Below are 18,501 nucleotides of genomic sequence, written 5' to 3' on the forward strand. Positions count from 1 at the left end.
CGGGATCATGCTCTAGCCGCCCTTCAGCATGTAGCCGGCGCCGCGAACCGTATGCAGGATCGGCTTGTCGAAGCCTTTTTCGATCTTGCCGCGCAGCCGCGAGACGTGGACATCGATGACATTGGTCTGCGGATCGAAATGATAGTCCCAGACATTTTCGAGCAGCATGGTGCGCGTCACCACCTGGCCGGCGTGGCGCATCAAATATTCGAGCAGGCGGAATTCGCGCGGCTGCAATGTGATCTCACGCGCCGCCCGGCGGACCGAATGCGACAGCCTGTCGAGTTCAAGGTCGCCAACCCGGTAGACGGTCTCGGCCTCCTTGGCGCTGGCGCGGCGGTTCAACACCTCGACGCGGGCCAGAAGTTCGGAGAACGCATAGGGCTTGGTCAGATAATCGTCGCCGCCGGCGCGCAGGCCGGTGACCCTGTCATCGACCTCGCCTAGCGCCGACAGGATCAGTACCGGCGTCGTGTTGCCCCGGGAGCGAAGCCCGGCAATGACCGACAGGCCGTCGCGGCGCGGCATCATCCGGTCGATGACCATCACGTCATAGTCGCCGGCGTCGGCCAGCGCGAAACCGGTTTCGCCGTCACCGGCGACATGCGCGGTATGACCGGCCTCGGCGAAGGCTTTCTGCAGATAATCGGCAGCCTCGCGATCGTCTTCTATGACGAGAATCTTCATCGGGCCGTTATACGCGATTTCGCTGGAAGGTTGAGTAGCCGGCATCTGCATTTTAGCCTTTGCCAAAGCGCATCGCGATCAAGATGATCGAGACCGCGCGCGATAAAATCTTATTCTATGGCCGTTTTCATTCCGGACATGTCTGTCCCGGGGCAGGATTGTGCAATCACCACCCGATCCTCCAGGCCAAGGCCCGAGGAACGTTCCGGGCGGCTTCCAAAATGTGCGGCAGCGGGCGATGGGAGGCCCGCTGCCGCTGGAGGAGAGCACGATGACTGACTAACGTACCCGTCTCCATGCTTTCCCATGCGGCGGCTCGGGGGTGTTTGATACCGCCGCATCGGAAAAGTCGTTGTCAGCCCTTGGCGACCGGCAGCGCGACGAAACGATTGTTGTTGTCGCGGGTGATCTGCATCAGTACCGCCTTGCGGCCGGCCTTCACCGCGTCGGTCATCGCCTTGGTAACGTCCTCGGTGCCGTTCACTTCGTTCGAATTGACCGCGGTGATGATGTCGCCCGGCTGGATGCCGCGATCTGCGGCCTCGCTGTCGGGATCGACATCGGTCACCACAAGACCCTTGCCGTTTTCGGACTTGGTGACGGTGAGGCCGAGATCGGCAAGCGTGTCGGGCTTTGCCGGCATGGCGGGCTGCTGTTGCTGGTTGTTCGAAGCCTGCTTGTCGCTGGCCGGCAGCTTGCCGAGATCGACCTTGATCGTCTGGCTCTTGCCGTCGCGCCAGACTGTGACGTCGACCGACTTCCCGGGCGAATAGGCGCCGATCAGGCGGGCGAGTTCCTTCGGCGAAGCGACGTCCTTGCCTTCGACCTGGGTGATGACGTCACCGGCCGTGATCCCAGCCTTCTTGCCGGGGCCATCATCCTGGGCGCTCGACACCAGCGCGCCATTGTTGGACTTCAGACCAAGCGATTCGGCGATGTCGGATGTGACCGGCTGGATTTCGACGCCGAGCCAGCCGCGCTGCACCGCGCCGCTCTTCATCAGGTCCTCGACAACCTGCTTGGCGGTCGAGGCAGGAATGTCGAAGGCGATACCGACACTACCGCCCGAAGGCGAGAAGATCGCCGTGTTGATGCCGACAACCTGACCGTTGAGGTTGAAGGTCGGGCCGCCCGAATTGCCGCGGTTGACCGACGCGTCGATCTGGAGGAAATCGTCGTAGGGGCCGGCGCCGATGTCACGGCCGCGCGCCGATACGATGCCGGCGGTGACGGTGCCGCCGAGGCCGAACGGATTGCCGACAGCCACAACCCAGTCGCCGACGCGAACCTTGGAATCATCGGCGAAATCGACATAGGTGAACTTGCCGCCGCCTTCGACCTTGAGCACGGCGAGATCGGTCCGCGGATCGGTACCGACCAGCTTGGCGTCGAGTTCCTTGCCGTCATTGGTCACCACGGTGAAGGCGGTGCCTTCTTCGACGACGTGGTTGTTGGTGACGAGGTAGCCGTCCTCGGAGATGAAGAAGCCGGAGCCCTGTGCCACCGGGCGCGGCTGGTCATTGCTGCGGTTGCGGTGACCGAAGCGGCGATGGCCGTCATCATTCTGGCCGCCCTGATCGCCAAAGCCACGGAACTCCTTGAAGAAGCGGCGCAGCTGCGGATTGTTGGGAAGATTGTTGAAGCCGTCCTGGTCATCGGAGCCATCGTCGGCGGTCGGCTGGATCTTGGCCTTCACCTTGACGCTGACCACGGCCGGCGAAACGCGCTCGACGACATCGGCGAAGCCTTGCACCTGCGGCGCCTCGACACGTACGGCATCGGCCAGGACGGGGCTGGTTCCGCTGGTCAGCGCGCCAACGCCGATCACGCCGGCAACGGCGACGGAAGCGGCGGCAGCCAGGAGACGCTTGCGGGTGCGGGAATATGAATTGGGGGCAATATTCATGGGTCTCTTATCCTCTTTCAAAGGGACGCTGCTTGATCGGCATCCTCGGGGAGAGAGAATTAGAGAGGCGCACATTACAGCGCCATTTCCGACACATGAAACTTTGGTAATGTTGGCGGCGCGGTCGTGGCCGTCAGTCGCGGCGAAGAATGGCGTTCAATGCCGCCTGCTCGTCGGGAGATAGCGATTTTGTCGCCAGCGTCCGGCGCGACCGCGCGGTCAGCACAATGAAAACGCCTCCGACCAGCAGCAACAGCACGGGCGTGCCCCAAAGCAGCGCGTTGCGCAGATCGAAGCGCGGCCTCAGCAGCACGAACTCGCCGTAGCGCGAAACGACATAGTCCATGACCTGCTGGTCCGTGTCGCCGGCGACGAGGCGCTGGCGCACCAGGATGCGCAGGTCGCGGGCGAGGTCGGCATCGGACTCGTCGATCGACTGGTTCTGGCAGACCATGCAGCGCAGGCCCTCCGACAGGGCCCGCGCCCGCGCTTCGAGCGCCGGATCGGCCAGCATCTCGTCGGGCTTCACCGCCATTGCCGTGCCGGCAAAGCCGAGCGCCAGCATCAGGACAAGCAGCGCGGCGGACAACCTTGCCTTCATGGCAGGGCCGCGGGCGCCACGGCGCTCGCCTGCTTGCGCCGGCGCGAGGGCGCGCCGACACGCAGGCGCCTGTCCATCAGCGACATGGCAGCGCCCGCCATCATCACCAGCCCGCCGCCCCAGATCAGCGTCACCAGCGGTTTCCACCACAGGCGCACCACGACCGAGCCGTCCTTGGCTTCGTCGCCAAGCGAAATGTAGAGTTGGGAAAAACCGAGGGTCTTGATGCCGGACTCCGTCGTCGTCGTCTGCCGCACCGGATAGAAACGCTTGGCGGAACTGATTTCGCCGACGGGGCTGCCGCCGACACCGATCAGTTCGAAGCGGCCACGGTCCTCGCTGTAGTTCGGTCCCTGCGCCGGATAGAGCCCGACGAAACGCAGCGTATGGCCTGACAGTTCCACGGTCTCGCCAGCGCGCATGGACAGGATCTTCTCGGTGCCGAAGGAGAGCGTGGCGACAATGCCGAGCAAGGTCAGGCCGAGGCCGAGATGGGCCAATGCCGTGCCGAAGACCGAGCGCGGCAGGCCGGCGAAGCGCCTGACCATGACGGCCGGCGCAACCGATCCGACGCCGGACTTGACGGCAAGGTCGGTGAGCGCGCCGGCGACCAGCCAGGCGGCAAGGCCGATGCCGAGGGCAGCAAACACCGAGGCGCCATCGATAAACAGGCCGGTGACCAGCATTGCCGCCAGCGCCACCGCGAAGGCCGCCATCAGGCGCTGCGACGCGGCGATGATGTCGCCGCGCTTCCAGGCCAGCAGCGGACCGAACGGCACGAGGACCAGAAGCGGCAACATCAATGGGCCGAAGGTCAGATCGAAGAACGGCGCCCCGACCGAGATCTTGTCGCCGGTCAGCGCCTCCAGCGCCAGCGGATACAGCGTGCCGACGAGCACGGTGGCGGTCGCCGTGGTCAGGAACAGATTGTTGAGGACGAGTGCGCCTTCACGCGAGATGGGGTGGAACAGGCCGCCGGCCGTCAACCGCGAAGCGCGCAGCGCAAAGAGCGCCAGCGAGCCGCCGATGAACAGCGTCAGGATGCACAGGATGAAGACGCCGCGCGCCGGGTCGGTGGCAAAGGCATGCACCGAGGTGAGCACACCCGAGCGCACCAGGAAGGTGCCGAGCAGCGACAGCGAAAAGGTCAGAATGGCGAGCAGCAGCGTCCAGATCTTCAACGCCGAGCGCTTTTCCATGACGATGGCCGAATGCAGCAGCGCGGTGCCCGCCAGCCACGGCATGAAGGAAGCGTTCTCGACCGGATCCCAGAACCAGAAGCCGCCCCAGCCGAGCTCGTAATAGGCCCAGTAGGATCCCATGGCGATGCCGCCGGTGAGGAACATCCAGGCGACCAGCGTCCATGGCCGCACCCAGCGCGCCCAGGAGGCGTCGATGCGCCCCTCGATCAAGGCGGCGACCGAGAAGGAGAAGCAGATCGAGAAGCCGACATAGCCGAGATAGAGCAGCGGCGGATGAATGGCGAGGCCGAGATCCTGCAGGACCGGGTTGAGATCGCGGCCTTCGATCGGCGCCGGATTGAGCCGGATGAAAGGATTGGACGTCGCCAGGATGAACAGAAAGAAGGCGGCGCCGATGGCGCCCTGCACCGCCAGCACATTGGCGCGCAGCGTCGCCGGCAAATTGGAGCCGAAAACCGCGACAAGCGCACCGAAGAAGGTCAGGATCAGCACCCAGAGCAGCATCGAGCCTTCGTGGTTGCCCCAGGTTCCGGTGATCTTGTAGATCATCGGCTGCAGCGAATGCGAGTTTTCCCAGACGCTCGCCACCGAGAAATCGGAGCTCGCATAGGCGCTCGCCAGGGCGGCAAAGGACAGCGCCGTCAGGGCGAAGCCGGTTATCGCGACAGGACCGCCGACAGCCATCAGACGCTGGTTGTCGAGGCGCGCGGCGAACAGCGGCACGATCGTCTGCACCAGCGAAAGCGCGAACGCCAGGACCAGCGCGAAATGTCCGGTTTCAACCATGGTTGTTCCCGAAATCCACGTTTGCTCTCCCGCCAGAGTTACTCACTTTTGCTCTCCTGCCAGACACCCTTGGCCTTCAGCCCGTCGGCCACTTCTTTGGGCATATAGCGCTCATCATGCTTGGCCAGCACGCTGTCGGCAACGAATATGCCATCCGGGCCGAAACTGCCCTCGGTGATGACGCCCTGCTCCTCGCGAAAGAGGTCGGGCAGGATGCCGGTATAGGTGACTTTGACCGATTTGTGCGTGTCGGTGACGGAGAAGGCGACCGTCGCGCCCTGCCCGCGCTGGATGGTGCCTTTTTCAACCAAACCGCCGAGTCTGATGCGCTGGCCGGGCTGGACACTCGCCGTGGTGAGGTCGGCCGGCATGTAGAAATAGGAGGCCTTCTGACCGAGCGCATAGAAGGTCAGCCCGGTGGCGGCGCCCAGGAAAGCCAAGCCACCCACGATCACCGACAACCGTTTCTGCTTGCGCGTCATGTCTACTCCGTCGCCGTCAGGCCGAGCGAGGCGGCAAAGGCGGTGAATTTCTTGGCTTCGTCGCTGCCGGCGCCAAAGACGGCGATGGCGCGCCCCAGCGCCTCGCGCGCCTGATCGGCCTTGCCCAGCACGACATAGGAACGAACGAGCCGCATCCATCCTTCCGGGTCACGCGGATTTTGCCGCAGTTTTTCATCGAGGCCGGCGACCATGGTGTTGATCATGGCTTCACGATCCTGCGGTGACAGGGAGGACGCGGCGTCGACATCAGCGGCATCGGGACCTTTCGCTGGCGCGCCGGAAGCGACTTCGGGGCTGGCTGACTTTGCCAGCGCCTGTTCGACGGCGGCGCGCCAGGGCGAATCCGGCGGCAATGTGCCCAGCATTGCCTGCCAGGCCGCCGCGGCTTCCTTGTTTCGTCCTTCCTGCGCCAGGGCCATGGCCAGATAGAAGCTGGCTTTGGCATTGGCAGGATCGAGCTTCAACGCCGCCTCGAAGGCATCCTGGGCGTCGGCGGAAACTATACCGCCCGCGGCACCGGCAATCGCCTCGCCGAGGCCAGCCTGGCGAACGGCGCTGTCGCCGTCGAGGCGGATGGCGTTACGGTACGCGGCCGCCGCGTCGGAAAAGCGCTGCATGCGCAGATAGACCGGGGCCAGCACATCCCATCCCCTGCCGTCGGACGGGTTGGCGGCAAGGTGGGCCTCGGCCCGCGCCACCAATTCGTCGACGGAACTGTCGGCCGGGTTCTTGGCCAGCCTTTCGCTGAGCGGCTGCGCCGGCAGGTCAGGCGAGCCGATCTGGCTGTAGACACCCCAACTGACAAGCGGCACCGCCAGCACGGCGACGGTCGCGACAAGCCGTGCCGTGACCGAGGCCTGCCTGGCCGATGCCTCGCCGGCCGTATCGGCACCGTCGAGGCGAAGGATGCGGCGCGCGATCTCGGCGCGCGCCTCGGCCGCTTCCGCCGGCTGGATCAAGCCGCGGCCGGCGTCGCGGTCAAGCTCGGACAATTGATCGCGATAGACTTCCAGATCATGATCGCCGCTCGACGACGCGCCCCTGGCTCCTGCGGCCAGCGGCAGCAGCACCGCAAGGCTCGCGCCGAGCGTCAATATTGCGGCTATGACCCAGAACAGCATGGTTATTCCAATAACGACAGAGCCCTGCCCTGCCAACACAAGCATCCTGCGACGCTTTGACGGTCAGCGCGCCGAAAGTCCTTGATCGACATCAACCGGCCTGAGCCCGAGCTGGATATCAGGTCAGCGGCGTCCAGCTGCCATCGGCGTTGCGGCAAGCGGTTCCGCGCGCCGTCACCCCGGCTCCGCCGGTGAACACCGTCTGCGTGTACTGGCGGCAGTCCTGCGAACCGACGCGGTAGGGCTGGGCCGGAACGACCTCGCCATAATGCGAAGCCTGATCGCCCTTCCATGCCACCTTCTGGCCGCTCGTCGTATACTCGAGCGCCTTGTACTCGGCCTCAAGCGCGCTGCGCTTCTCGGCATCGCTGAGGCCATTACCGATCGAGCCGCCGATGAGGCCGCCATCCATCGCCGAAATGATCGACTTGGTGACCTTGCCGCTTGTCGGAGGCGTCGAGGCAGGTGTCGGCGCGAGCGTTGGGCCCTTGCCGCTTAAGGTGGAGCAGCCGGAGACGGCCAGCAATGCGGAAACAAGCGCGACGCGAATCTTCATGCCAACAACCGGTTTTCTTGAGTTGGAGCCTGCCATGGATGCGCCGGGGGCCGCGTCATCGGAGAAGTAGGCGTGGCCATAGTATTGATATTTGTCGGAAATTTGGCCGCTGCCGGCCGGCTCAAAATCAATCGATATGCCGCCATAACATGGGTCGTCCACAACTGTCGATTGGCCTGGGAAAGCGTCACTGAAGGCTCCGCAAGCGTACCACTGCCTTCAATCCGCCCAGGCCGGACCGTTCGAGCGCGAGAACGCCTCCATACTCGTTGACGAGGTCGGCGACAATGGCCAGCCCCAGACCTGTTCCCGGTTTTGTCTCGTCCAGGCGCCTTCCACGCTTCAGCGCATCGCGTGCCTTGTCCTCGGGAATGCCGGGACCGTCGTCGTCGATGCTGATCTCGAAGAGATTGTCGTCCTTGCCGGCCAGGGGCGCCACAGTGACCGAAACCGCGCTTTTTGCCCATTTCATCGCGTTTTCGAGAAGATTGCCGAGCAGTTCCTCGAGGTCCTCGCGCTCGCCGGCGAAGACGATTTCGGTGGCCGGCAGGGTCAGCGACAGGCTGGTCTGCGGGTTGAGCTTCTGCAACACCCGCACCATGCGCTGGACCAGCGGCGCCACCGGCGTGCGGTAGACGACGCTGTCCCGCTGCGCCGCGACGCGGGCGCGCTGCAGATAATGGTCGACCTGCTTCTGCATCGAGGCGGCCTGCTCGGCGATCAATTGTCCTTTGGCGCCGCCAAGGGCGCGGCCTTCGTTGAGCAGCACCGCCAGCGGCGTCTTCAGCGAATGGGCGAGATTGCCGACCTGGGTCCGCGAGCGCTCGACGATGCGTTTGTTGTTTTCGATCAAGGCATTGGTCTCGTTGGCCAACGGCTCGATCTCGGCTGGAAAGCGGCCGTCGAGCCGCTGCGCGGTGCCTTCGCGCACCATGGCAAGGGCGTTGCGCACCCGGCGCAGCGGCTGCAGGCCGAGCAGGATGGCAATGGCGTTGATGGCGATCATGCCGACGCCGAACAGGCTGAGATAGGTCAGCAGGCGGCGCTGGAAGGTGGCGATCTCCTGTTCGAGTTCGCTTTGGTTGCCCATCACGCGAAAACGCGCGGCGCGGTTCTTGGCATCGAGCACGAATTCGCTCTCGAACACTTCGAGTTGCTCGCCGTCGATGCCTTCGGCCGAATAGCTGCGCTGGAAGCTGGCGTTGAAGGGCACCTCGGCGACGCTTGGCGACGGGATCTTGCTCGTCATCGACGACGAATGAAGGTCGCCATGCACGCCTTCCGAGGCCGGCTCGACCGACCAGTACCAGCCCGAATTCGGCTCAGAGAAGCGGAGGTCGCCAAGGTCGGGAGCGCCGGTGAGCGCTCCCGTGTCGGAAATGCCGATGGACCCGATCAGGTTGAACAGATGTGCCGAAAGCAGGCTGTCGAAGCCGCGCTCGCTGGCCTGGCGGTAGAGCGTGGTGATCAGGGTGAAAATGACGACAAGGGTCAGGATCGCCCACACGGTGGAAAAGGCGATGACGCGGAACGTCAGCGAACGCGGCCACAAACGCAGCGAAAGCGGCGCCCTTGCGGTTGGTTTGAGCGGTTCCGAGTTACGCCTCCGGCTCGCGCATGCGGTAGCCCATGCCACGCACGGTTTCGATCATGTCGATGCCCATCTTCTTGCGCAGCCGCCCGACAAACACCTCGATGGTGTTGGAATCGCGATCGAAATCCTGGTCGTAGAGATGCTCGACCAGTTCGGTGCGCGAGACCACCTCGCCCATATGGTGCATCAAATAGGCAAGGAGGCGGAATTCGTGAGAGGTCAGCTTCAGCGGCAAGCCGTCGACATCGGCCTTCGAGGCCTTGGTGTCGAGGCGCAGCGGCCCGCAGGTGAGTTCCGACGAGGCATGGCCGGCGGCACGGCGGATCAGCGCCCTCAGCCGCGCCAGCACCTCCTCGATGTGGAAAGGCTTGGTGACATAATCGTCGGCGCCCGCATCGATGCCGGAGACCTTGTCGCTCCACCGGTCGCGCGCCGTCAGGATCAGCACCGGCATCTTGCGGCCGCCGCGGCGCCAGCGCTCGACCACGCTGATGCCGTCCATCTGCGGCAGGCCGATGTCGAGCACGACGGCGTCGTAAGGTTCGGTGTCGCCGAGGAAATGGCCCTCCTCGCCGTCAAAGGCACGGTCGACGACATAGCCGGCGTCGACCAGCGCGTCCGCTATCTGCCGGTTGAGATCCTTGTCATCCTCGACGACGAGTACGCGCATGCGGAGATCGATACCTTTTGAAGGACTTGTTCAGATATAGGCCGATTCCGGCGGCCTGGGAAACGGGCGGGTCAGTCTTGCGGAACGACGATCTCGGAACGGCGCGGACGCTGACCGTCCTTGCCAGGGACCAGCACGACGATGACGCAGACCGGCTGGCCACCGCGTGTCGACTGCGAGGCCTTGGCCAGCGTCCCGCCATTTTGCTCGGCCACCTGCTGGCCGATCGCGTAGCAGTCGGATGCGGCCAGGATGATCGGGCTGGACTGGTCGGGCGCGATCATCGGCGTCGCCATCGCTTGCGACGCGAACAGCCCGGCGGCACAGAGCGCCAGGGTCGCGGTTCGAAAGTGGGAGCGAAGCGTTTTCATGGTCAGCGTTGTAACGCATCGGTGCTGAACGTGAAATGAACGGTGATCGATGCAAAACCCATGCCCGCTACCCCCTGAACGCGAGACGACCGGCCGTGATTTCGACGCCCCAACCCGACGAAATCCCGGGGACGCCAGTGTAGACTCCGTTTCGGTCGGATTGAAAGCGCGTCAGGCATTTTCCTGCGTCAGCGCACGAAACCGCAGCAGCCCGTGATGCACGAGGAGATCCTCGTCGTAACGGGCCTCCTCGAACTCAAGCGACAGCCGCGTCTTGCCGCGCGGGCCGACCACCAGTGCGGTGTTGGCAAGGCGGGCCTTGATGGCGCCCATGATGGCAAGGGTTTCGTCTTCACCGTGAGCTTTCGACCAGACATGGAGCGTAATCAACTGATCGTCATTGTTCTCGGCGCCGGTGTCCCAGTCAAAGGCGCTGGTCTGACCAAAAGTCACGTAGGGAAAAGCGGCATTTTCGGTCGCCCGTTCGAGCAGCCCGGCGCCACCAAGCAGCGCGGACAGCGACTTATCGCTTTTGAGCCTTAGAAAAAGTGCCTGCAGCAAATCGCCGGGCGCGGTCATTTTGTCGTCCCCCTCGCCTGTCATGCCTTGTGCAAGCGGTTCGTCATACTGCCAGATTCACGCGCAGCGTACCCGGCTCGCCAAGCCTTCGCCATATCGCATGATTCGTCTCGTAGCGATCATGATCGCCGATCATCTCGAAAATACGACCCCTGTCACGAACAGATTGCCATGCCAGGCAGCGCTGCGGAACCGATCCACTCAGCCGGCACGTTGCCCGAGCGCGTTGCGGCAAAGGGACAGCAGAGCCCATATCGGAATTCCTCGGACCAAGGACCGAAATCCCGAACGGCAGCCTCGGCGAAGTCGAAGCTTTGCCGCCCCCACGCCGAAGGCCGGTCGATGCTCGGTATCCAGGCGCCTCAGGCGGACCAGGCTTCGTAGGCCTGGATGAGGCGAATGGTCGACCGCCACGCGACCGGACCACGATGCCATGAATATCCGAAGCGGCGTATCCTTTGATCTCCGCAATCTCTGCTAGTACCGAGCCCGGCCGCCCGACATGTCGAAGACAGCGCCGGTGTTGAATGCGCTGGCATCCGAGCAAAGCCAGACCACGAGCGCCGCGACCTCGTTCGGATCGCCGAGCCGCTTCAGCGGACTTGCCGATATCATCGCGTCGACGGTCTCATTGCCGAGATCGCGGATAAGGCGCGTATCGATCGGACCCGGAGCGATGCAGTTGACGCGAATATCGGTGTCGCTGACCTCACGCGACAGCGCCTTGGTAAAGGCGATGACACCGGCGCTGGCGGCGGAATAGGCCGCAAGGCTCGGCAGTCCCTCTTTGCCGGCAAGGGATCCCATGTTGACAATACGACCCTTGCCCGCTCGTCGCATAAGGGGGAGCACCCGATGCGTTACTTCGAACGTGCCAAGGAGGTTGACCTGCAGGATTCGCTGCCATTCAGCCGGTTCGAATTCCTCGAACGGCTTGTAGCTACCCAGCCACCCCGCATTGTTGATGAGAATGTCGATCCCGACTTCGCCCATGGCGGTCAGCGCCTGCATGACGCTATCGCGTTTCGTCACGTCCACTGAAAGAGAGCGTGTGCCTTCAAGCTCGACGGGCTCAATATCCCAGATCCAGACGTCCGCTCCACTCAACGCCAGCTTCTGGGCTACCGCTCGGCCGATACCACGGGCGCCGCCTGTGACGATGGCCGTCCGGCCCGTAAAATCATACGTCACCGACACCATCACCTCCATGAAACGCCAGTGCTTTGTGTATTTTGCGCCGCATCGCGAATGAAGTCGAGGAGACGGGGCAGGCTCGGCCCCCGGTGCGGTTTGTCTAGTGCCCGGCGCGCTGCCTGGTGACCACACTGCGCACCGCCAGCACCAGCACCGTGATGATGATCAGGATCACCGAGAGGGCGGCGATCGCCGGGTCGATGTTGTCGCGCAGGCCCATCCACATCAGGCGTGGCAGCGTGATGGCGTTGACCGAGGTGATGAACAGGGTAACGCCGATCTCTTCCCAGGACAGCACGAAGGACAAAAGCGCTGCCGTGACGATGCCGAACTTGATGTTGGGCATGATGACGCGGGTGGCGCGCTCCCAGACGGTTGCGCCGAGCCCCCTCGCCGCCAGGTCAATCCGCCGGTCGAGCTGGCTGAGCGAGACCAGGATCAGCACGGTTGCGAAAGGCACCGTCATGACCGAATGGGCCATGGCAACGCCGAGCCAGGTGTCGTAGCCGAAGAACGAACTGAAGCCCGAGACCGAGGTCAGCAGGAAGTAGAGCGTGATTGCCGAGACCACCGGCGGCACCACCATCGGCAGCAGCACGAAACCGACGAGCGCTGCGGTGAACCGGGGCTGGAACATCCAGACGCCGAGGCTGAAGCAGAGCGCCAGGACGGTGGAGATCGCGCTACTGACTACCCCGATCCGGATCGACAGCAGGATCGACTGGAGCCAGCGCGGATCCTCGATCAGCGAGCGATAGTGGCGCAGCGAAAGTTCACCCGATGGCATTGCCAACATGCGGCTCGGTGTCAGCGACACCGGAATGACGGCAAGCAGCGGCATCAGCAGGAACAGCGCCACCAGTGCGGCGAGGATCAGCGAGACGGGTCCCGGGCGATAGGTCGGCATCAGATCAACTGCTTCGGTTTGACGTAGCGGAACAGCAGGGCCATCAGCGCGCCGACGAACAGCACCAGCACGACGCTGATCGCCGCCCCCAGCCCCCAGTCCGGGCTCTGGAATATCCTGAGGTAGATCAGCTCGGCGATCATGACGCTGCGGCCGCCGCCAAGGATCGCCGGTGTGACGAAGAAGCCAAGCGAAAAGACGAAGACGATCAGCGCCGAGCCGATGATGCCGGAGCGGGTCATCGGCACGAACACCGTCCAGAAGGTGCGCATGCGGCTGGAGCCGAGCCCGCGCGCCGCGAGCAGCACGCGGTCGTCGAGGCTGCGCATGGCCGATGCCAGCGGGAAGACCGCGAAAGGAATGAGGAAATGCGTCATGCCGATGACGACGCCGAGTTCGTTGCGCACCAGCGTGAGGGGTTCGGAGATGAAGCCTAACGATTGCAGCCAGGTGTTGATCAGGCCGCGATTTGACAAAAGCGCCACCCAACCGAAGGCGCGCGTCAGCACCGAGATCCAGAACGGCACCAGGATGCAGAATTCGGCGATAAGGCGCTGCGCCGGGCTGCCGCGCACCCAGACGACCGTGATGGCATAGGCGGCGGCGACGGATACAACCGTGACGATCGCCGCGATGCGCAGCGTGCGGATGAACACCGACTGGACCAGATCGTCGGTAAGCAAGGCATTGTATTGGCCAAGTCCCGGCGTCGGCAGGGTGAAACTCCATTTCACCACGCCGAGAAACGGCCAGGCATAGGCGAGCACAAGGAACAGGAGCAGCGGCGCCGTCAACAGCGCCGCGCCCATCCTGTCGGAGAGAACGCCTCTCATCTCAGATCAGCATCCAGCTCTCAGGCGGAGATGATCTTGGTGTATTCGTCGAGTGCGGCGCCGTAGTTCTTGGCGTACCACTCCATGTCCAGCGCGATCTGCTTCTTCATGTTTTCGGGATCGACCGGGTTGATTCGCTTCTTGTCGGCCGGGATCAGCGCGTCGGCCGCTGGATTGGCCGGGCCCTGGCCGAGCTTGTCGAACATGACGAGCTGCTTTTGCGGGTCCTGTGCGCTTGCGATGAACTTCATCGCCGCGTCCTTGCCGCCGGGGTTGTTCTTGAGCACGGCCAGCGCGCCGGGCGAGATCAGGCCCTGGTCCCAGATGAACTTGATCTTGCCGCCGGAATCCTGCTCGATCAGCGAAGCGCGGGTCGACCAGACGATGGCCATCGAGGCTTCGCCATTGAGCAGCACGCTCTGGCTCTCGGCGCCGCCACCCCAGTAGGCGACGACGTTTTCCTTGAAGGCGGCGATCTTGTCGTGGGCTCGCTTCAGGTCGAGCGGATAGAGCGAAGCCGGCGCGATGCCATCGGCCAAAAGCGCCGCTTCCCAGCTCGACACGCCCCATTTGTAGAGCGAACGCTTGCCGGGGAACTTCTTCACGTCGAAGAAGTCGGCCATGCCGGTCGGGGCATCCTTGCCGTATTTCTCGGAATCATAGGCGATGACATAGGAGAAGAAATAAGTCGAAGCCGCATACTCCCAGCCGAAGCCGGGCCGCATCTTCGTCTTGTCGACGATCTTGTAGTCGATCGGCTCGAGCGCGCCCTGGGCGCCGAGCGTGATCGCCGAAAACGGGTCGACGTCGACCAGATCCCAGGTCGGCGCACCGCTCTTGAACTGCGCCGAGATGGCGCCTTCGGTCGGCCCGGAGCCGTCCATCTTGACGGTGATGCCGGTGTCCTTGGTGAAGGCCTGGCCGTAGGCCGCATCATAGGCGGTGATGGCGTCGCCGCCCCAATTGACCAGCACGAGTTCCTTGGCCTGGGCAAAGGCACCGGTCGAGCGCAGCAGCATCGGTGTGCCGGCGAGCACGAGCGCTGCCAGCTGCGTGAACTGGCGGCGTGAAATCTCGCCGCGTCTGGTCCTTTCGGACAGCGTTCCGATGGCGTTTTTCTTGGTGTCGTTCATGTCAGTTCCCCTTTGTTTTCGTTGATTTCAGTCCGCAAGCCGGTGCGGCAGGCCAGCCGCGCCGGTGTTCATTGTCCTCCGTGCGGAAGGAGGAAACCCTTTTCCGCCGGCCAGGTCAGCCAGACGGAATTGCCTTTGCTCAGTGCCGCGGCCGCGACTTCGTTCGGCACCGACACGGTTACTTTGGCGCCTTGTCGCGTCGTCAGATCAAGCTTGGTCGCGGAACCCATATAGGTCGAGGCGATGGCGGTCGCGGCAATGCCGTTCTCACCGACCGTCGCCTCTCGCGCGATCGACATATGTTCGGGCCGGATCGCCAGGATCGCGTCACCACTGACTTTCTCGGCCTTGCAGTGCATGTTGACCGCGCGGTCCTCGCAGAGGCCCGTTGAGCCATTGTCGGCGGGCTTGACCCCCTTCAGCGGCAACATGTTGATCTCGCCAAGGAATTCGGCGACGAAGCGGTTATCCGGCCGGTCGTAGACTTCGTCCGGCGCGCCGACCTGCAGCAGTTTGCCGTGGTTGAAGATGGCGACGCGCGAGGACAGCGCCAGCGCCTCGCTCTGGTCGTGGGTGACGAAGACGAAGGTGGTGCCGGTTTCCTGGTGCAGGCGCTTCATCTCGGCCTGCATCTGGCCGCGCAGGCTCTTGTCCAGCGCCGAGAACGGCTCGTCGAGCAGAAGCACGCCCGGTTCGAACACCAGCGCGCGGGCAAGCGCCACGCGTTGCTGCTGGCCGCCGGAGAGCTGCGAGGGCAATTTCTTCTCGTGGCCGACCAGGCCGACGCGCTCGATCATTTCGCCAACGCGCTTCTTGATGTCGGTGGCCGATTTCTTGCGCACCTTGAGCGGGAAAGCGATGTTGGCCTCGACGCTCATATGCGGGAACAACGCATAGCCCTGGAACACCATGCCGGCGGCGCGCTGCTCGGCCGGGCGGTCGGTGATGTCGGTGCCATCGCTGAAAAGCTTGCCTTCGGTCGGCTGCACGAAGCCGGCCAGGATCATCAGGAAGGTGGTCTTGCCCGAGCCGGAGGGCCCGAGCAGCGTCAGGAACTCGCCGCGGCCGATATTGAGCGACAGATTGTCCAACGCACGGAACGAGCCAAAGCTCTTGCCGATTCCAATTGCCTTGATCTCTGCGGCCCGGCCGGGTTGCTGCATCCTGCCTCTTCCTCAGTCTCTGGTGAAATCGTAGGCAGGCTGGCGGCTCACCGCAACCGAATAGTTTTCGCCTGATCGGCAAATTTGATTCACGCCAGGGAGTTGGGACGCACCAAATCTCCTCCTCGAGGGGGAGATTTAGAGTCTGTTCTCCGACAGCTTCGCCCGCAGCCAGTCGCTGAAGGCATTGAGCACGGGATGGCCGGCCTTGGCGTGCTCGAAGACCAGGAAATAGGAGCGTGGCGAGGGCACGGACGCTTCAAACGGCTTGACCAGCCGGCCTTCGCTCAGCGCCCGGCGGCCGGTCAGCTCGTCGCCCATGGCAATTCCCTGGCCGGCGACCGCCGCCGAGAAGACGAGGTTCATGTCGGAAAAGAAGATACCGCCTTCGGTATCGGGATTCTCCACCTTGGACAGCGCCAGCCAGCGCGCCCAGTCCTCGGTGTCGGAGAGATGCAGCAGGTTGGCGCGCAGGACGTCCGCCGGTTTGGAAAAGCCGCCGACCTTGTTGAGCAATGTCGGGCTGCAGAGCGGCGTGAAGTGGACTTCACAGAGCAACTCCACCGCCCGGTTCGGCCAATTGCCGACGCCGAAGGCGATGAAGGCGTCGGCGTCCGGATTCGAGACGTCGTCGAGCCGGCGCGGCGTCAGCACCGAGAGCGCCACATCGGGGTACATCTGCTGGAACTCGCCGATATGGGTGCACAGGAACATGGAGGCGAAGCCGGGCGGGCAGGAGATGGCGAAGGAGCCGCCGACGCCGGCGCCGTTCGTCTGCGCTCCCGCGTCGCCAAGCACTGTCAGCGCCTTCCTGACATCGGCTGCGTAGCGCTGGCCGCGCGGCGTCAGCGCCACGCCCTTGCCGATGCGCTGCAGCAGATCGAAGCCCAGATCGCGTTCGAGCAGGCGCAACTGGTGGCTCACCGCGCTGCGCGTGAGATGCAGTTCGTCGGCGGCACGCCAGACGCTGCCATGCCTGGCGAAACTGTCGAGCGCGCGCAGCGCCTGTGTGGAGGGAATTCTCAAGAGGTGAACCGAATTTGCACGAACCGGGAAAACATATCACTTTTTGGCGAGCCGCTTCACTGCTTTCTTTGATGCATGGACAAACCGGTGACGACATCAGCGCAAGAGACGGCCCTTGCCTGCCTCGACGGCATACAGCCGCTGCTGTCGGCGTGGACGCGCACCATCTTCGACTTCGGCGAGACCGCCTGGCGCGAATATCAGTCCGCGGCCTGGTACGTGGAGAGACTGAAGCGTGAAGGCTTTGCCGTCGAGGAAGGTTCCGGCGGCATGCCGACGGCCTTCTGTGCCCACTGGACGAATGGCGCCGGGCCGACGATCGGCATGTATGCCGAGTACGACGCCGTGCCCGGCAACTGCCAGGATGCGGCAACGGTGAAGCAGCCGCGGCCCGGTCTTGGCGTCGAGGCCGGCGGCCACACCGATCCGCATTCGGGGCTCGGCATGGCCAGCCTCGGCGGCCTGCTGGCCACCAAGGCGGCGATGCAGCGCCACGGCATTCCAGGCACGCTGCGCTTTACCGGCGAGCCGGCCGAGAAGGTGCGCGGCTCGAAGCCGATCCATGCGGCCAAAGGCTATTACGACGGCCTTGCCGGCATGATTTCCTTCCATCCCTTCTACATGCTGCCGCTCTGCAACACGGCGCGCTGGGACACGCATTGCGGTGCCGCCTACGCCATGATCTACCGCTTTGTGTGCGACGAACCCGAAAACTGGGTTCGCGCAGGTGACGGCGCACCGATCCCGCAGGCGCATTCGGCGGTCCGCGCGCCCGGCGCCAACGACGCGCTGATGACGATGTACATGGCCTCCAAGGCGCTGCGCGATTCGATGCTGCCGCATCAGGGCGGCTGGTCGATCAGCGAGGCGATCCTGACGGCGGGCCAGGCGACCGCCGACAATCTGCCGGCGGAGCTGGCCGAGATCCAGTACATGATCCGCGTGCCGACCATCGGCATGGCCGAGCAGGTGACAGCCGTACTCGACCGCAATGCGGCGGCTGCCGCCGCGATCAGCGGCTGCCGATACGAACGTCACTGGGTGTCGAAGTCGCGGCCGGGGCTGGCCAATCACGCCATGGCCGAGATCGCCTATGAGGCGCTGTCGACGGTCGGGCCGCCACGCTGGGACGAGGCCGCCAGGGCGATCGGTCGCGAAATCCAGGTCAACGCCGGCGGTACCGCAACCGAAAACCCGTTCATCGACGAACTGGAGCGGCTGATTTCGCCAAAGGACGCGGAAGCGATCCTGCGCCGCGACCTGCCGCCTTCGCAGGTGAATTCGACCTCCGACGACTATACCGACATGAGCTGGCATGCGCCGACCGCGCGCTTCTATGTCGCCCGTCCGGCGCTGCGCTCGGCGGATGGCCACGCCTATCCCTCCTGGGTGATGAATGCATTGGGCGGCATTTCCGCCACCATCGACCCGATGGTCATCTGCGCGGCCAAGACCGTCGCGCTGGCGGCGCTGCGGCTGCTCGAGGACGGGAAAGCCCGCGAGGCGGCGATGGACGAGTTCACCGCCCGCACCGGCGGCGGCGTTGGCGGCACGAACTGGATCGCGCCGCTCTGCGACTACGAACCGCCGATCAACTTCCGCTGGCCGGAATATGTCACCACCGCACGCGGCCGCGACTGGTGGATCCCGCACAATGCATGACCCGAGC

Annotated in this window: 18 protein-coding genes; 1 reads left to right on the plus strand and 17 read right to left on the minus strand. The window is 64.2% G+C overall.

The annotated features are described in order from the left end of the window. Nucleotides 1–12: 12 nt before the first annotated feature. The 17 genes from AC1DPX_RS31175 to AC1DPX_RS31255 all read right to left on the minus strand — a co-directional run bounded on the left by AC1DPX_RS31175 (nucleotide 13) and on the right by AC1DPX_RS31255 (nucleotide 16,832). Entirely contained in the window at nucleotides 13–687 is a 675-nt protein-coding gene (locus AC1DPX_RS31175) for a response regulator transcription factor (protein ID WP_027041628.1), read from the minus strand. Between the two features lie 355 nt (nucleotides 688–1,042). Further along, nucleotides 1,043–2,593: a Do family serine endopeptidase gene (locus AC1DPX_RS31180; RefSeq protein ID WP_477241595.1), complete on the minus strand. Its 1,551-nt coding sequence runs from the start codon at nucleotides 2,591–2,593 to the stop codon at nucleotides 1,043–1,045. A gap of 133 nt (nucleotides 2,594–2,726) precedes the next feature. Continuing rightward, on the minus strand, nucleotides 2,727–3,194 hold the full coding sequence (locus AC1DPX_RS31185) for a cytochrome c-type biogenesis protein (RefSeq protein WP_477241597.1): 468 nt from the start codon (nucleotides 3,192–3,194) through the stop codon (nucleotides 2,727–2,729). Continuing rightward, complete coding sequence (locus tag AC1DPX_RS31190) at nucleotides 3,191–5,182, minus strand: heme lyase CcmF/NrfE family subunit (RefSeq protein WP_477241599.1); 1,992 nt, start codon at nucleotides 5,180–5,182, stop codon at nucleotides 3,191–3,193. Before AC1DPX_RS31190 ends, AC1DPX_RS31185 begins: the two co-directional genes overlap by 4 nt. 38 nt (nucleotides 5,183–5,220) lie before the next feature. After that, the gene (ccmE, locus tag AC1DPX_RS31195; protein ID WP_199642776.1) at nucleotides 5,221–5,664 is read right to left on the minus strand and encodes a cytochrome c maturation protein CcmE; all 444 of its coding nucleotides are present in this window, start codon (nucleotides 5,662–5,664) and stop codon (nucleotides 5,221–5,223) included. A 2-nt stretch (nucleotides 5,665–5,666) separates the two neighbouring features. Further along, entirely contained in the window at nucleotides 5,667–6,806 is a 1,140-nt protein-coding gene (ccmI, locus tag AC1DPX_RS31200) for a c-type cytochrome biogenesis protein CcmI (protein ID WP_202355166.1), read from the minus strand. 118 nt (nucleotides 6,807–6,924) lie between these two features. Beyond that, the gene (locus tag AC1DPX_RS31205; RefSeq protein ID WP_477241601.1) at nucleotides 6,925–7,362 is read right to left on the minus strand and encodes a hypothetical protein; all 438 of its coding nucleotides are present in this window, start codon (nucleotides 7,360–7,362) and stop codon (nucleotides 6,925–6,927) included. Between the two features lie 187 nt (nucleotides 7,363–7,549). Next, nucleotides 7,550–8,920 (minus strand): ATP-binding protein, encoded by a 1,371-nt coding sequence (locus AC1DPX_RS31210; RefSeq protein ID WP_202359461.1) that lies wholly within the window; start codon nucleotides 8,918–8,920, stop codon nucleotides 7,550–7,552. Nucleotides 8,921–8,960: 40 nt separating this feature from the next. Then, on the minus strand, nucleotides 8,961–9,626 hold the full coding sequence (locus tag AC1DPX_RS31215; protein WP_477241603.1) for a response regulator transcription factor: 666 nt from the start codon (nucleotides 9,624–9,626) through the stop codon (nucleotides 8,961–8,963). 71 nt (nucleotides 9,627–9,697) lie between these two features. Then, on the minus strand, nucleotides 9,698–9,997 hold the full coding sequence (locus tag AC1DPX_RS31220; RefSeq protein WP_202355168.1) for a hypothetical protein: 300 nt from the start codon (nucleotides 9,995–9,997) through the stop codon (nucleotides 9,698–9,700). 171 nt (nucleotides 9,998–10,168) lie between these two features. Next, a complete protein-coding gene (locus tag AC1DPX_RS31225; RefSeq protein ID WP_477241605.1) occupies nucleotides 10,169–10,576 on the minus strand; it encodes a DUF3168 domain-containing protein in 408 nt (135 codons plus the stop codon). A 477-nt stretch (nucleotides 10,577–11,053) separates the two neighbouring features. Continuing rightward, a complete protein-coding gene (locus tag AC1DPX_RS31230; RefSeq protein ID WP_477241607.1) occupies nucleotides 11,054–11,776 on the minus strand; it encodes an SDR family NAD(P)-dependent oxidoreductase in 723 nt (240 codons plus the stop codon). Between the two features lie 94 nt (nucleotides 11,777–11,870). After that, the gene (locus tag AC1DPX_RS31235; RefSeq protein ID WP_477241609.1) at nucleotides 11,871–12,677 is read right to left on the minus strand and encodes an ABC transporter permease; all 807 of its coding nucleotides are present in this window, start codon (nucleotides 12,675–12,677) and stop codon (nucleotides 11,871–11,873) included. Further along, on the minus strand, nucleotides 12,677–13,510 hold the full coding sequence (locus AC1DPX_RS31240; RefSeq protein ID WP_477241611.1) for an ABC transporter permease: 834 nt from the start codon (nucleotides 13,508–13,510) through the stop codon (nucleotides 12,677–12,679). Before AC1DPX_RS31240 ends, AC1DPX_RS31235 begins: the two co-directional genes overlap by 1 nt. Before the next feature lie 20 nt (nucleotides 13,511–13,530). Beyond that, nucleotides 13,531–14,643, minus strand: a complete 1,113-nt coding sequence (locus AC1DPX_RS31245) for an ABC transporter substrate-binding protein (protein ID WP_477241613.1) — start codon at nucleotides 14,641–14,643, stop codon at nucleotides 13,531–13,533. A 68-nt stretch (nucleotides 14,644–14,711) separates the two neighbouring features. Beyond that, complete coding sequence (locus tag AC1DPX_RS31250; protein ID WP_477241615.1) at nucleotides 14,712–15,806, minus strand: ABC transporter ATP-binding protein; 1,095 nt, start codon at nucleotides 15,804–15,806, stop codon at nucleotides 14,712–14,714. A 138-nt stretch (nucleotides 15,807–15,944) separates the two neighbouring features. Then, nucleotides 15,945–16,832: a LysR substrate-binding domain-containing protein gene (locus AC1DPX_RS31255; RefSeq protein WP_032929473.1), complete on the minus strand. Its 888-nt coding sequence runs from the start codon at nucleotides 16,830–16,832 to the stop codon at nucleotides 15,945–15,947. A 75-nt stretch (nucleotides 16,833–16,907) separates the two neighbouring features. Between AC1DPX_RS31255 and AC1DPX_RS31260 the strand changes: the two genes are divergently transcribed. Further along, nucleotides 16,908–18,494, plus strand: coding sequence for a zinc-binding metallopeptidase family protein (locus tag AC1DPX_RS31260; RefSeq protein WP_477241617.1), 1,587 nt, complete (start codon nucleotides 16,908–16,910; stop codon nucleotides 18,492–18,494). The last annotated feature ends 7 nt before the right edge of the window (nucleotides 18,495–18,501 follow it).

This window comes from Mesorhizobium sp. 01N446 (genome assembly GCF_056399285.1).

Coding starts and splice junctions, on each gene's coding strand:
- AC1DPX_RS31175 (WP_027041628.1), bottom strand. CDS start 687: ATGAAGATTCTCGTCATAGAAGACGATCGCGAGGCTGCCGATTATCTG.
- AC1DPX_RS31180 (WP_477241595.1), bottom strand. CDS start 2,593: ATGAATATTGCCCCCAATTCATATTCCCGCACCCGCAAGCGTCTCCTG.
- AC1DPX_RS31185 (WP_477241597.1), bottom strand. CDS start 3,194: ATGAAGGCAAGGTTGTCCGCCGCGCTGCTTGTCCTGATGCTGGCGCTC.
- AC1DPX_RS31190 (WP_477241599.1), bottom strand. CDS start 5,182: ATGGTTGAAACCGGACATTTCGCGCTGGTCCTGGCGTTCGCGCTTTCG.
- ccmE (WP_199642776.1), bottom strand. CDS start 5,664: ATGACGCGCAAGCAGAAACGGTTGTCGGTGATCGTGGGTGGCTTGGCT.
- ccmI (WP_202355166.1), bottom strand. CDS start 6,806: ATGCTGTTCTGGGTCATAGCCGCAATATTGACGCTCGGCGCGAGCCTT.
- AC1DPX_RS31205 (WP_477241601.1), bottom strand. CDS start 7,362: ATGAAGATTCGCGTCGCGCTTGTTTCCGCATTGCTGGCCGTCTCCGGC.
- AC1DPX_RS31215 (WP_477241603.1), bottom strand. CDS start 9,626: ATGCGCGTACTCGTCGTCGAGGATGACAAGGATCTCAACCGGCAGATA.
- AC1DPX_RS31220 (WP_202355168.1), bottom strand. CDS start 9,997: ATGAAAACGCTTCGCTCCCACTTTCGAACCGCGACCCTGGCGCTCTGT.
- AC1DPX_RS31225 (WP_477241605.1), bottom strand. CDS start 10,576: ATGACCGCGCCCGGCGATTTGCTGCAGGCACTTTTTCTAAGGCTCAAA.
- AC1DPX_RS31230 (WP_477241607.1), bottom strand. CDS start 11,776: ATGGTGTCGGTGACGTATGATTTTACGGGCCGGACGGCCATCGTCACA.
- AC1DPX_RS31235 (WP_477241609.1), bottom strand. CDS start 12,677: ATGCCGACCTATCGCCCGGGACCCGTCTCGCTGATCCTCGCCGCACTG.
- AC1DPX_RS31240 (WP_477241611.1), bottom strand. CDS start 13,510: ATGAGAGGCGTTCTCTCCGACAGGATGGGCGCGGCGCTGTTGACGGCG.
- AC1DPX_RS31245 (WP_477241613.1), bottom strand. CDS start 14,643: ATGAACGACACCAAGAAAAACGCCATCGGAACGCTGTCCGAAAGGACC.
- AC1DPX_RS31250 (WP_477241615.1), bottom strand. CDS start 15,806: ATGCAGCAACCCGGCCGGGCCGCAGAGATCAAGGCAATTGGAATCGGC.
- AC1DPX_RS31260 (WP_477241617.1), top strand. CDS start 16,908: ATGGACAAACCGGTGACGACATCAGCGCAAGAGACGGCCCTTGCCTGC.